Origin of the sequence: Streptomyces sp. NPDC017202, assembly GCF_044331705.1 — a bacterium.
Classification (GTDB): domain Bacteria; phylum Actinomycetota; class Actinomycetes; order Streptomycetales; family Streptomycetaceae; genus Streptomyces.
In genome coordinates this window covers 35,715-49,287 of sequence record NZ_JBIRNP010000032.1, presented here as the reverse complement: position 1 = coordinate 49,287, position 13,573 = coordinate 35,715, and the positions used below count along the sequence as shown (strand labels likewise).

5 protein-coding genes, 1 tRNA gene and 1 rRNA gene are annotated in these 13,573 nt (G+C 70.1%); 6 read left to right on the top strand and 1 reads right to left on the bottom strand.

Annotated elements, in window-relative coordinates:
- From rrf to ACH4N1_RS33460, 3 genes are all read left to right on the top strand, one after another.
- Positions 1-87 (top strand): 5S ribosomal RNA (gene rrf, locus ACH4N1_RS33470); the annotation flags it as partial.
- A gap of 114 nt (positions 88-201) precedes the next feature.
- Positions 202-864: a DegT/DnrJ/EryC1/StrS family aminotransferase gene (locus ACH4N1_RS33465; protein WP_398104009.1), complete on the top strand. Its 663-nt coding sequence runs from the start codon at positions 202-204 to the stop codon at positions 862-864.
- A gap of 75 nt (positions 865-939) precedes the next feature.
- Positions 940-1,012 (top strand) — tRNA-Thr (locus ACH4N1_RS33460).
- A gap of 61 nt (positions 1,013-1,073) precedes the next feature.
- On the opposite strand, the gene ACH4N1_RS33455 is transcribed toward ACH4N1_RS33460, so the two are convergent.
- On the bottom strand, positions 1,074-3,815 hold the full coding sequence (locus ACH4N1_RS33455) for a SpoIIE family protein phosphatase (RefSeq protein WP_398103999.1): 2,742 nt from the start codon (positions 3,813-3,815) through the stop codon (positions 1,074-1,076).
- A 327-nt stretch (positions 3,816-4,142) separates the two neighbouring features.
- Here ACH4N1_RS33455 and ACH4N1_RS33450 point away from each other — a divergent pair, with 327 nt between their 5' ends.
- From ACH4N1_RS33450 to ACH4N1_RS33440, 3 genes are all read left to right on the top strand, one after another.
- Positions 4,143-9,608: a HAMP domain-containing protein gene (locus ACH4N1_RS33450; protein ID WP_398103996.1), complete on the top strand. Its 5,466-nt coding sequence runs from the start codon at positions 4,143-4,145 to the stop codon at positions 9,606-9,608.
- A 244-nt stretch (positions 9,609-9,852) separates the two neighbouring features.
- Positions 9,853-10,539 carry a two-component system response regulator gene (locus tag ACH4N1_RS33445; RefSeq protein ID WP_398103993.1) on the top strand — a complete coding sequence of 229 codons (687 nt, stop codon included), beginning with the start codon at positions 9,853-9,855 and terminating at the stop codon, positions 10,537-10,539.
- Positions 10,540-10,693: 154 nt separating this feature from the next.
- On the top strand, positions 10,694-13,411 hold the full coding sequence (locus ACH4N1_RS33440) for a DNA translocase FtsK (RefSeq protein WP_398103990.1): 2,718 nt from the start codon (positions 10,694-10,696) through the stop codon (positions 13,409-13,411).
- Positions 13,412-13,573 lie beyond the last annotated feature (162 nt).

The window sequence follows — 13,573 nt, the reverse complement described above, 5'->3', positions numbered from 1 at the left end:
GGTCACATTCCGAACCCGGAAGCTAAGCCTTACAGCGCCGATGGTACTGCAGGGGGGACCCTGTGGGAGAGTAGGACGCCGCCGAACAATCATTCAAAGGGTTGGGCTCTGAACTTCGGTTCAGAGCCCAACCCTTTTTTGTTCTCTGTCACTTGACGTTCATGTCCCGCGCCCAGCATCCAGGGCATGGGTACTGCCGCATTGCTCAGGGCCGCAGGTGTCGGAGTCGGTGACGAGGTCGTCGTGCCGGCGTTCGGGAACGTCGAAGTGGCGGAAGCGGTCATCCGGTCCGGCGCGCTTCCCGCCTTCGCCGACGTGGACCCGGTCACCTACTGCCTGGACACCCTCGCCGTCGAAGCGGCCATAACTCCGCGGACGGCGGCCGTCGTTGCCGTACACCGGTTCGGCCGGCCGGCCGACGTCGGGCGGCTGCGCGAGGTGGGACAGCGGTATGGACTGCTGGTGCTGGAACAGGCGGAGCCCGACGCCCCGTACGACGAGGTGGCACAGCGACGGGAGCGGGCCGCGTATCTCGACGCGCGGTTGCGCGGGGTACGGACACCCGACGGCGGGGACGGGCACACCTACCAGCAGTACGTGGTGCGGGTGCCCGGGAACGGGCGACCCGATCGGGACGCGTTCGCACGGGCCCTGCGGGCCAGGGGAGTTGACTGCCGGGTGCCGGTGAGGACTCCGCTGCACCGGCTGTCCGGCCTCCGGCGTCACGTGTCGTTGCCGCAGACCGAGTTGGCTGCCGACGAGACGCTGGCGCTGCCGGTCGACGCCTCGCTGACGAAGCGGGACATGCAGCGGATCGTGTCCGCGTGCAACGCGCTCGGGGGACTGCTTCAACCTGCCTTCTGAGCGAGTTTGGGAACACGGCTCCGTTCGGGGTATGATCTATTCCGTTGCCGCGGGGGAAACCCCGACAAGTGACTGGCCCCCTTAGCTCAGTCGGCAGAGCGTCTCCATGGTAAGGAGAAGGTCAACGGTTCGATTCCGTTAGGGGGCTCCGCAAAAGAAAATCCCCCCGCCCTTCCGGGCGGGGGGATTTTCTCGTTACTGGTCCTTCCTCACGCCACGCGCATCGCGAGGATGGCCATGTCGTCGGACGGGGCGTCCGACGCGAAGCGCTCGACCGCGCGCATGATGCGGGCCGCGACCGCGCCCGCCGTCAGACCCGTGCAGGTGGTGAGAACGTCGGCGAGGCCGTCGTCGCCCAGCATGCGGGTGCCCTCCCGGCGCTCGGTGACGCCGTCGGTGACACAGAGCAGGACGTCGCCGGGATCGAGGGTGATCGTCTCCTCGTACAGCTCCAGGTCCTCCATGACGCCGAGGAGCGGCTGGGGTTCGGCCGCCGGCTCGACGGTGCCGTCCTGGCGCAGGCGGAGGGGGAGGGGATGACCGGCGCAGACCACCTTCAGCTCCGCGCTGCCGTCGGCCTGCGGGCGCATCTCGCCGTAGAGGAGGGTCAGGAAGCGGCTGCGGGCGCCCTCGTCGAGGATCGCGGAGTTGAGGCGCTCCAGGACCGCCGGGCCGCTGAGGCCCTCCCTCGCCAGCAGGCGGAGGGCGTGGCGGGCGAGGCCGGTCACCGCGGCCGCGTGCGGGCCGGTGCCGCAGACGTCGCCGATGGCGAAGCCGTAAGCCCCGTCGCTGATCGGGAAGAGGTCGTAGAAGTCGCCGCCGACCTCGTTGCCCTCGCCGGCCGCGCGGTAGATGACCTCCACCTCGACGCCGTCGATGTCGGGGAGCTCCGGGGGCAGGAGGCTGCGCTGGAGGGACTGGCTGATCGCCGTGCGCTCGGAGTAGAGGCGGGCGTTGTCGAGGGCGAGGGCCGCCCTGCGGCTGAGGTCCTCGGCCAGCTCCAGGATCTCCTGGCGGAAGTGCTCGTCGGTGGGCTTGCCCAGGGTCAGCATGCCGATGACGCGGTTGCGGGCGACCAGGGGGAGGACGACGGTCTCGCCGCCCACCGCGGAGGCCGTGGCCAGGGTGGGGCCGATGCCCGAGGACATCTGGTGGGTCGAACCGCCGGTCAGACCGAGGCTGCGCATCGAACTGCGCAGGGCCGCGTCGTGCGCCGCCTCGCCGGGGGCCGACCAGACGCGGGCGCCCGGGGTGGGGACCGGGTCCGGCGGGGAGATCCTCGAGAGCAGCGACTTGATGCCGTCGATGAGTTCCTCGTCCTCGTGCAGGACGTACGACAGATACGGCTCGGAGGCCTGGTCGGCGATCGTGTAGACCGCGCACCAGGTGGCCAGCGTGGGGACCGTCATCTGCGCCATCAGAGCCAGGGTCTGGTCGCGGTCGAGGGTGCCGGCGAGCAGGTCGGAGGCCTCCACGAGGAAGCTGAGGGAGCCGCGGCGCAGCCGCTCCAGCTCGCCCAGGCGGGCCGACTCGACGGCCAGCGCGATACGGTCCGCGGCGAACTGCAGGCGCAGGGCCTCCTCGTTGGAGTAGCGACGGGGGCCCTCGGCCGCGACGCCCAGGGAGCCGGTGAGGCGGCCCTCGACCTTCAGGGGGACCGTGACGACCGAGCGCATGCCGGTGCCGTTGAGGAGGGGGACCGCGCCGGGGACGGCGAGGAGGTCCTCATGGACGGCCGGCATGCGGGCGGAGCCGTACCGGCCGGGGCCGGCCTCGACGGGGACGCGGGCGAAGCGCTGGCGGGCGGAGGGCAGGCCCGTGGAGGCGCGGACCTCCAGCTCCGTCTCGTCGTCGGTCGCGAGGAGGAGGAAGGCGGAGTCGCCGTCGAGCATGTCGCGGGCGCGTTCCACCGTGCGCTGGAGGAGGCCGTCGAGGTCGTCGAGGGCGGGGGAGCCGATGAACACCTCGAACGGGTCCGCGCCCTGGCCGTCCGCGGGGCCGGTGTCGGTGGCGGGAACGCGCGTCGGTGACTGCAGGACGGCACGTTCGTGATCGCGGACGAGGAGGCAGACCGTGGAGGGGTCGCCGTCGGTGTCGCGGACGCGCAGGTGGGAGGCGTAGACCGGGATCACGCGGCCGTCGGCGCCGCGGATGCCGTAGCTGCCCTCCCAGCGGGAGAGCCGGAGGGCCTCGACGATGCCGGTGCTGGTGCCGGGGGTGTGCGGCCAGGCCGCGAGGTCGGTGAGGGGCTTGCCGACGACCTGGTCGGCGGGGTAGCCGAAGAGTTCCTCGGCGTCCTCGTTCCAGGCCGAGATGGCGCCGGTGCGGTCGATCTGGACGACCGCGACGCGGACCCGGCTGTCGGCGAGCGGCAGCAGGTCCGCGGGCAGGGCCGGGCCCGCCGAGCGGGTCCCCACCGGGCGGTCGGGCAGGTCGAGCTGGAACCAGACGGTCTTGTGGGTGGGCGTGTACTCGACGCCCCAGCGGGCGGCGATGGCCGCGCACAGCTGGAGGCCGCGACCGCCCTCGCGGTCGGGGCTGCCCATGGTGGCCGGGGAGCCCTGGAGCGGAATCTCGCGCTCGGGGTAGCGGTCGGCGACCTCGATGCGCACGGCGTCCTCGTGGCGCAGGCACAGCAGGTCCGCGTGGGTGCCCGCGTGGACGACCGCGTTCGTCACCAGTTCGCTCGTCAGGACGACGGCGTCGTCGATGATGTCGGCGAAGCCCCAGCCCTGGAGGGTGTCGCGGACGAATCCGCGGGCGGTCGCGACGGATCGCCCGACGGGCTCGAAACTGGCAGCCGCGCGCGCGGTGATCACAGAACTCCTCGGCCGGTCGTCGACGTGCTTGGCGTGTTCCCGGCCGTCCTGCTCGCGTCGCTGCTGGGGCGGAAGCGCGCTCGTCGGCCGGGGGTCCGGGGGCTGTCCCCCCGGGATCAGTCCGGTGGTCATGTGTGCGGCCGCCCCTCCGATGCCCGCTCGTGCTCGTGCCACCGCCCAGACCGGACGAACCGGCGTGGCTGGACAGCCGCATGCAAGGTTACTTACCTTCCCCGTCCCCGCGGATGCCGGTCAGTTGTGTTTCCACCTCAAGGTGTGCGGACGGTGTGCGAAAGCTGCCGAACTGTTATGGCCGGGTTGGGCGGGGGTGAAACACTGGGCAGGCTTCTTGTGAAGGTCCGGCAGACTGGGTGTCTTGTGTGTTCGCCGGGCAGCAGCCTCTTGGGCCTGCCTGATTACATCGGCAGTACGACGGTCGACCCCTCCGGGAGGGACAACGTGGAGTCTGGCGCAGCGACGCGAGGCACGAAGGCGCGCGCGAAAGGCGGACAGACCCTGAGCGGGCAGCGATCACCCCGAGGCGGGACCACGACGGTGGACACCGCGGCCCTGAACCGGCTCCTGGCCGCCCTGGTCTCGATGCGGGAGGGGAACTTCCGCAAGCGGCTCACGGTGCCCGGCGACGGCGTGATGTCGGAGATCGCGGCCGTCTTCAACGAGGTGGCCGACCGTAATCTGCACCTCACGGGTGAGCTGTCGCGCGTACGGCGCATGGTCGGGCGTGAGGGGAAGCTCACCGAACGGCTGGAGACGGGGGCCTGTGAGGGCTCCTGGGCGGCCGCCATCGACAACTCGAACGCGCTGGTCGACGACCTGGTGCGCCCGGTCTCCGAGGTCGGGCGGGTGCTGTCGGCGGTCGCCGAGGGTGACCTGTCGCCGCGGATGGAGCTGCGGACGCACACCCCCGAGGGGGCGGGGCATCCGCTGCGCGGGGAGTTCCTGAAGGTCGGGCGGACGGTCAACAACCTGGTCGACCAGTTGTCGACGTTCACCGACGAGGTCACGCGCGTGGCCAGTGAGGTGGGCACCGAGGGCAAGCTGGGCGGGCAGGCCCAGGTGCGCGGCATGTCGGGTTCCTGGAAGGACCTGACGGAGTCCGTCAACACGATGGCCGAGCGGCTGACGGCTCAGGTGCGCGACATCGCGCTGGTGACGACGGCGGTGGCCAAGGGCGACCTGTCGCGGAAGGTCACCGTGCACGTCGAGGGCGAGATGCTGGAGCTGAAGAACACCGTCAACACGATGGTGGACCAGCTCTCGGCGTTCTCGTCCGAGGTGACCCGGGTGGCCCGGGAGGTGGGCACCGAGGGCATCCTGGGCGGTCAGGCGCGGGTGTCCGGCGTCGACGGTGTGTGGAAAGAACTCACCGATTCCGTGAACACCATGGCCGGCAACCTCACGGCCCAGGTGCGCGGGATCGCGGAGGTCACGACGGCGGTCGCCAACGGTGACCTGTCGCGGAAGGTGACGGTGCCGGCGCGCGGTGAGGTCGCGCAGCTCGCCGAGACGATCAACCAGATGACGGAGACGCTGCGGATCTTCGCGGACGAGGTCACGCGCGTCGCCAACGAGGTCGGTGCGGCGGGACAGCTGGGCGGTCAGGCGAACGTGCCGGGGGCGGCCGGGACGTGGAAGGACCTCACCGACTCGGTCAACACCGTGTTCCGCAACCTCACGACGCAGGTGCGGGACATCGCCGCGGTGACGACGGCGGTGGCCAACGGCGACCTGTCGCAGAAGGTCACCGTGGACGTGGCCGGCGAGATGCTGGAGCTGAAGAACACCGTCAACGGGATGGTCGACCAGCTGTCGGCCTTCGGTGCCGAGGTCACGCGTGTGGCGCGCGAGATCGGTGTCGAGGGTGAGCTGGGCGGTCAGGCGCAGGTGTCAGGCGCGGCCGGGACGTGGAAGGATCTGACGGACTCCGTCAACACGGCGTTCCGGAATCTCACCGGACAGGTGAGGAACATCGCCCAGGTGACGACGGCGGTGGCCAACGGCGACCTGTCGCAGAAGGTCACCGTGGACGTGTCCGGTGAGATGGCCCAGCTGAAGAACACCGTGAACACGATGGTGGACCAGCTGTCGTCGTTCGCCGACCAGGTGACGCGGATGGCGCGGGACGTGGGGACGGAGGGCCGGCTCGGCGGGCAGGCCCGCGTGGACGGCGTGTCCGGCACGTGGAAGGAGCTCACCGACTCCGTCAACTCGATGGCGGGGAACCTGACGTCGCAGGTGCGCAACATCGCGCAGGTGACGACGGCCGTGGCCCGGGGCGACCTGTCGCAGAAGATCGACGTCGACGCGCGCGGGGAGATCCTGGAGCTGAAGAACACCATCAACACGATGGTCGACCAGCTCTCGGCGTTCGCCGACCAGGTGACCCGGGTGGCGCGCGAGGTGGGCACCGCCGGGCAGCTCGGCGGGCAGGCGCAGGTGCCGGGCGTCGCCGGTGTGTGGCGGGACCTGACGGACTCGGTGAACGGCATGGCCGGCAACCTCACCGCTCAGGTGCGCAACATCGCGCAGGTCGCCACCGCGGTGGCCCGCGGTGACCTGTCCCAGAAGATCACCGTGGACGCGCGCGGGGAGATCCTGGAGCTGAAGAACACCCTGAACACGATGGTGGACCAGCTGTCGTCGTTCGCCCAGGAGGTCACTCGCGTGGCCCGTGAGGTGGGTACGGAGGGGCAGCTCGGCGGGCAGGCCGAGGTGCAGGGTGTCTCCGGCACCTGGAAGGACCTCACCCAGTCCGTGAACTTCATGGCGAACAACCTGACCATTCAGGTGCGTCAGATCGCCGAGGTCACGACCGCGGTCGCCAAGGGCGACCTGTCGAAGAAGATCACCGTCGACGCCAAGGGCGAGATCCTCGAACTCGTCACCACCGTCAACACGATGGTGGACCAGCTGTCGTCGTTCGCCGAGCAGGTGACCCGGGTGGCCCGCGAGGTGGGCACCGAGGGCATCCTGGGCGGTCAGGCGCACGTGCCGGGCGTCACCGGCATCTGGAAGGACCTCAGCGACAACGTCAACCTGATGGCCAAGAACCTGACCATGCAGGTGCGCAACATCTCCCAGGTCGCGGCGGCCGTCGCCAACGGCGACCTGACGCGGCAGGTGACCATCGAGGCGCGCGGTGAGGTGCAGCAGCTCGCCGACACCTTCAACACCATGGTGAGGACGCTGAGTTCGTTCGCCGAGCAGGTCACCAAGGTGGCCCGTGAGGTGGGTACCGACGGCATTCTGGGCGGTCAGGCGCATGTGCCGGGTGTGGCGGGCACGTGGAAGGACCTCACCGACTCGGTGAACGGCATGGCGTCCAACCTGACGGGTCAGGTGCGCAACATCGCCATGGTCACGACGGCCATCGCCAAGGGTGACCTGACGAAGAAGATCGACATCGACGCGCGCGGGGAGATCCTGGAGCTGAAGACGACCATCAACACGATGGTCGACCAGCTGTCCTCGTTCGCCGAGGAGGTCACCCGGGTCGCCCGCGAGGTGGGCACCGAGGGGCAGCTCGGCGGTCAGGCACGCGTGCGTGACGTGGACGGCACCTGGCGCGACCTCACCGAGTCGGTGAACGAGATGGCCGGGAACCTGACCCGTCAGGTGCGGGCCATCGCGCGGGTGGCGACCGCGGTGACGCGTGGCGACCTGAACCTGAAGATCGACGTGGACGCGTCCGGTGAGATCCAGGAGCTCCAGGACTACATCAACAAGATGATCGCCAACCTGCGCGACACCACGATCGCCAACAAGGAGCAGGACTGGCTCAAGGGCAACCTCGCGCGCGTGTCCGCGTTGATGCAGGGCCGGCGCGACCTGGAGGACGTGGCCTCGCTGATCATGAGCGAGCTGCCGCCGCTGGTGGCCGCGCAGCACGGCGCGTTCTTCCTGGCGATGCCGACGGCCGACGGCGCGGACGACCACTACGAGCTGCGGATGCTGGGCTCGTACGGCTACTCGATGGGGTCGATGCCGACCTCGTTCCGGCCGGGGGAGGCGCTGGTGGGCACGGCGGCCGAGGAGAAGCGGACGATCCTCGTGTCCAACGCGCCGAGCGGCTATCTGAAGATCTCCTCGGGGCTCGGGGAGGCGCCTCCGGCGCAGGTGATCGTGCTGCCGGTGCTGTTCGAGGGCAAGGTACTCGGGGTGATCGAGCTGGCCTCCTTCACGCCGTTCACGCAGATCCAGAAGGACTTCCTCAACCAGCTCGCCGAGATGATCGCGACCAGCGTCAACACCATCTCCGTCAACACCAAGACGGAGCAGCTGCTGAAGCAGTCGCAGGAGCTGACCGAGCAGCTGCGCGAGCGGTCGGCGGAGCTGGAGCAGCGGCAGAAGGCACTCCAGGCGTCCAACGCCGAACTGGAGGAGAAGGCGGAGCTGTTGGCCCGGCAGAACCGGGACATCGAGGTGAAGAACACCGAGATCGAGGAGGCGCGGCAGGTTCTGGAGGAGCGGGCCGAGCAGCTCGCGGTGTCGATGCGCTACAAGAGCGAGTTCCTCGCCAACATGTCGCACGAGCTGCGTACGCCGCTCAACTCGCTGCTGATCCTGGCCAAGCTGCTCGCCGACAACGCCGAGGGGAACCTCTCGCCGAAGCAGGTCGAGTTCGCCGAGACGATCCACGGGGCCGGGTCCGACCTGCTGCAGCTGATCAACGACATCCTCGACCTGTCGAAGGTGGAGGCGGGCAAGATGGACGTCTCCCCGACGCGTATCGCGCTCGTGCAGCTCGTGGACTACGTGGAGGCCACCTTCCGGCCGCTCACCGCGGAGAAGGGCCTGGACCTGTCCGTGCGGGTGTCGCCGGAGCTGCCGGCCACGCTGCACACGGACGAGCAGCGGCTCCTGCAGGTGCTGCGCAACCTGTTGTCCAACGCGGTGAAGTTCACCGACTCCGGCTCGGTGGAGCTGGTCATCCGGCCGGCCGGCACGGACGTGCCGGTGGCGATCCGGGAGCAGTTGCTGGAGGCCGGTTCGCTGGCCGACGCGGACGCGCCGCTGATCGCGTTCTCGGTGACCGACACCGGCATCGGGATCGCGGCCGGCAAGATGCGGGTGATCTTCGAGGCGTTCAAGCAGGCCGACGGCACCACCAGCCGCAAGTACGGCGGCACGGGCCTGGGGCTGTCGATCTCGCGGGAGATCGCGCAGCTGCTCGGCGGTGAGATCTACGCCCAGAGCGAGCCGGGGCGCGGCTCGACGTTCACGTTGTACCTGCCGCTGCACCCGAGCGAGCTGCCGCCGCAGGGCTACCAGCAGGTCGTGCCCCAGCTGGAGGCCGGGGACCTGGTGGCGTCCGAGAGCGGGATGCGGGAGCGGTCGGAGCTGTCCGGGCAGCAGATCCAGACGCCGGCCGAGGTGCGGTCGTACCAGGACGCGCAGAACGGTCCGGCGGCGCTGTTCCGGCGCCGGCGCCGCTCGGCGGCCGGGGGCGAGCCGCAGGTCGGGCGGCCCGAGCAGTGGGCGCCCGTGCGGCAGGAGGCGGCGCCGCAGGAGTCCCGGGGCATCCGGTTCGGCGGCGAGAAGGTGCTGATCGTCGACGACGACATCCGTAACGTGTTCGCGCTGACGAGCGTCCTGGAGCAGCACGGGCTGTCGGTGCTGTACGCGGAGAACGGCCGCGAGGGCATCGAGGTCCTGGAGCAGCACGAGGACGTGGCGGTCGTCCTGATGGACATCATGATGCCGGAGATGGACGGGTACGCGACGACCACGGCGATCCGCCGGATGCCGCAGTTCTCCGGCCTGCCGATCATCGCGCTCACCGCGAAGGCGATGAAGGGCGACCGGGAGAAGGCGATCGAGTCGGGTGCGTCCGACTACGTCACCAAGCCGGTGGACCCCGACCATCTGCTGGCGGTGATGGAGCAGTGGATGCGCGCCGAGTGACGGGAACCGTGCGGGAACGCGGGGAGTTGTTGACTCATGGTGTCCGGAAGTGTGTAGAGGGGCGGGATGCGGGGAACCTTCTGGTCTTCTGCCGCGTTCCTGCTACGTGCACAGTGACATCACGGTGACAGGGTGTGGCGACGGTCGGGGTGCGGCTACCATGACCGGCACAAGGAAGGGCGGCGCAAAGGAGTCGTCCCCAGGGGCGGCGCCCGGTGCACTGCCGGGGCGAGGAGGGCGGGCCATGGTGCAGAAGGCCAAGATCCTCCTGGTCGATGACCGGCCGGAGAATCTGCTGGCGCTGGAGGCGATCCTCTCGGCGCTCGATCAGACGCTGGTGCGGGCATCGTCCGGGGAAGAGGCGCTCAAGGCACTGCTGACGGACGACTTCGCGGTCATTCTGCTGGACGTCCAGATGCCGGGAATGGACGGCTTCGAGACGGCCGCGCACATCAAGCGGCGGGAGCGGACCCGGGACATCCCGATCATCTTCCTCACGGCGATCAACCACGGCCCGCATCACACCTTCCGCGGATACGCGGCGGGGGCGGTGGACTACATCTCCAAGCCGTTCGACCCGTGGGTGCTGCGCGCGAAGGTCTCCGTGTTCGTCGAGCTGTACATGAAGAACTGCCAGCTGCGCGAGCAGGCGGCCCTGTTGCGGCTCCAGTTGGAGGGCGGCGGAGGCAGGGCGGCGGACGGCGGCGTCAAGGAGGCGGCCGGGCTGCTGGCCGAGCTGTCCGCGCGGCTCGCGGCCGTCGAGGAGCAGGCCGAGGCCCTGTCCAAGCAGCTCGACGACGAGTCGGCGGACGCTGCGGCGGTGGCCACGGCGGCGCACCTGGAGCGCAAACTCACCGGTCTGCGTCGGGCGCTGGACGCGCTGGAGCCCGGCACCGGAAGCGGCCCGCCTCCCGTGACGTCGCAGAACTGAACCGCAACGGGCACGGGCGGTGCCCCAGTTGTGCGTGAGCGGCTGTCAGCCGGGCGAGGGCGCGCGTCAGTTCCGCGCCCCTCCGGGAGCGACACGAACGGGTGAAGCAGCGGTCACACGTGTCCCCTGCCGTCTCCCCCGGTAACCTCACACCATGGCCTCACGTCCCTCCGCAGCCAAGAAGCAGCCCGCCAAGAAGGCGGTCGCTCCCGCGAAGGCTCCGGCGAGGAAGGCCGCCGCCAAGAAGGTCCCGGCGAAGAAGGCCCCCGTCCGGAAAGCCGCGGCCAAGAAGCCCGCGCCCAAACCGGCCCCCAGTCCGACCGGGGGCGTCTACCGGCTCGTCCGCGCCGTCTGGCTGGGCCTGGCGCACGCCGTCGGCGCGGTCTTCCGTGGCATAGGGAGCGGAGCCAGGAACCTCGACCCCGCCCACCGCAAGGACGGCGTCGCGCTGCTGCTGCTCGGCATCGCGCTGATCGTCGCCGCGGGCACCTGGGCCGATCTGCGCGGCCCGGTCGGCGACCTCGTCGAGATCCTGGTGACCGGCTCCTTCGGCCGGCTCGACCTGCTCGTGCCGATCCTGCTCGCCGTCATCGCCGTACGGTTCATCCGGCACCCGGAGAAACCCGAGGCCAACGGCCGCATCGTGATCGGTCTGTCGGCGCTGCTCATCGGCGTGCTCGGGCAGGTCCACATCGCCTGCGGCTCGCCCGCCCGCAGCGCCGGCATGCAGGCGATAAGGGACGCCGGCGGTCTCATCGGCTGGTCCGCCGCCACCCCGCTGACGTACGCCATGGGCGAGGTTCTCGCCGTACCGCTGCTCGTGCTGCTCACCGTCTTCGGGCTGCTGGTGGTCACCGCCACGCCCGTCAACGCCATCCCGCAGCGGCTGCGGCAGCTCGGGGTGCGTCTCGGCGTGGTGCACGAGACGGCGGCCGAGGAGTACGACGAGTTCGGCGACGACGAGCGGTACGACGAGCAGTGGCGCGAGGCGCTGCCCGCGCGCCCCCGGCGCCGCTCCGGCGCACCGGAGGCGTACGACCCCGAGGGCGCGGAGCAGGAGGCCCTCGGCCGGCGCCGCGGACGGCCCCGGCGTTCGGCAGTGCCGCAGCCCGCGATGGACCGGCAGAGGGACGCCGTCGACATCGCGGCGGCCGCGGCGGCCGACCTCGACGGGGCCGTTCTGCACGGCATGCCGCCCTCCCGGATCGTCGCCGACCTCACCCAGGGCGTGAGCGTCGGCGACCGCGAGCCCACCCCGTCGACGCCCGTGCCGGCCCCGGCCGTCCGTCCCCGGCAGGAGAAACCCAAGGCCGGTGTCGTCCCCGACCTGACCAAGGCCGCTCCCGAGGCGCCGCGCGAGCTGCCGCCGCGTGCCGAGCAGCTCCAGTTGTCCGGCGACATCACCTACGCGCTGCCCTCGCTCGACCTCCTCACGCGCGGCGGCCCCGGCAAGGTGCGCAGCGCGGCCAACGACGCGGTGGTCGCCTCGCTCACCAACGTCTTCTCGGAGTTCAAGGTCGACGCCGCCGTCACCGGCTTCACCCGCGGCCCGACGGTGACGCGCTACGAGGTCGAACTCGGCCCCGCCGTGAAGGTCGAGCGGATCACCGCCCTGACGAAGAACATCGCCTACGCCGTCGCCAGCCCGGACGTGCGGATCATCTCGCCGATCCCGGGCAAGTCGGCGGTCGGCATCGAGATCCCCAACACCGACCGCGAGATGGTCAACCTGGGCGACGTGCTCCGGCTCGCGGAGTCCGCCGAGGACGACGATCCGATGCTGGTCGCCTTCGGCAAGGACGTCGAGGGCGGCTACGTCATGCACTCGCTGGCGAAGATGCCGCACATACTCGTCGCCGGCGCCACCGGTTCCGGCAAGTCGTCGTGCATCAACTGCCTGATCACCTCGGTCATGATGCGGGCGACCCCCGAGGACGTGCGGATGATCCTGGTCGACCCCAAGCGCGTCGAGCTGACCGCCTACGAGGGCATCCCGCATCTGATCACGCCCATCATCACCAACCCGAAGCGGGCCGCCGAGGCGCTCCAGTGGGTCGTGCGCGAGATGGACCTGCGCTACGACGACCTGGCCGCGTACGGCTACCGGCACATCGACGACTTCAACCGCGCGGTGCGGGAGGGGACCGTCAAGCCGCCCGAGGGCAGCGAGCGCGAGCTCCAGCCGTACCCCTACCTGCTGGTGATCGTCGACGAGCTGGCCGACCTGATGATGGTCGCGCCGCGGGACGTCGAGGACTCGATCGTGCGGATCACCCAGCTCGCGCGTGCGGCCGGCATCCACCTGGTGCTGGCCACCCAGCGGCCGTCGGTGGACGTCGTGACCGGCCTGATCAAGGCGAACGTGCCGTCGCGGCTCGCCTTCGCCACCTCCTCGCTCGCCGACTCGCGGGTCATCCTCGACCAGCCGGGGGCCGAGAAGCTGATCGGCAAGGGTGACGGACTGTTCCTGCCGATGGGCGCGAACAAGCCGACCCGCATGCAGGGCGCGTTCGTCACCGAGGCCGAGGTCGCCTTGATCGTGCAGCACTGCAAGGACCAGATGGCGCCCGTCTTCCGGGACGACGTCACCGTCGGCACCAAGCAGAAGAAGGAGATCGACGAGGACATCGGTGACGACCTGGACCTGCTGTGCCAGGCGGCCGAGCTGGTCGTGTCCACCCAGTTCGGGTCGACCTCGATGCTCCAGCGCAAGCTGCGCGTCGGCTTCGCCAAGGCCGGACGGCTCATGGACCTGATGGAGTCGCGGAACATCGTCGGCCCGAGCGAGGGATCGAAGGCACGTGACGTTCTGGTGAAACCCGACGAGTTGGACGGAGTGCTCGCCGTGATCCGCGGGGAGTCCGAAGGGTAGAGGTTCCCACATGCGGACGGTGGGTGTTCGTGACTCACCCGTTAGGGAGCGGCGGGCAACCGTTTCCCCTCGTCGTACGTCAAGTTGAGCGAGAAACACAGGTACGGTTCCCCCAGGGGAGTCGTACCTGCCCGTCATCGGCGTGTCCGGCCATACCGATGG

Bases quoted from the DNA above. Each gene is read 5' to 3' on its own strand.
- ACH4N1_RS33455 (WP_398103999.1), bottom strand. From the start codon at position 3,815: ATGACCACCGGACTGATCCCGGGGGGACAGCCCCCGGACCCCCGGCCG.
- ACH4N1_RS33445 (WP_398103993.1), top strand. From the start codon at position 9,853: ATGGTGCAGAAGGCCAAGATCCTCCTGGTCGATGACCGGCCGGAGAAT.
- ACH4N1_RS33440 (WP_398103990.1), top strand. From the start codon at position 10,694: ATGGCCTCACGTCCCTCCGCAGCCAAGAAGCAGCCCGCCAAGAAGGCG.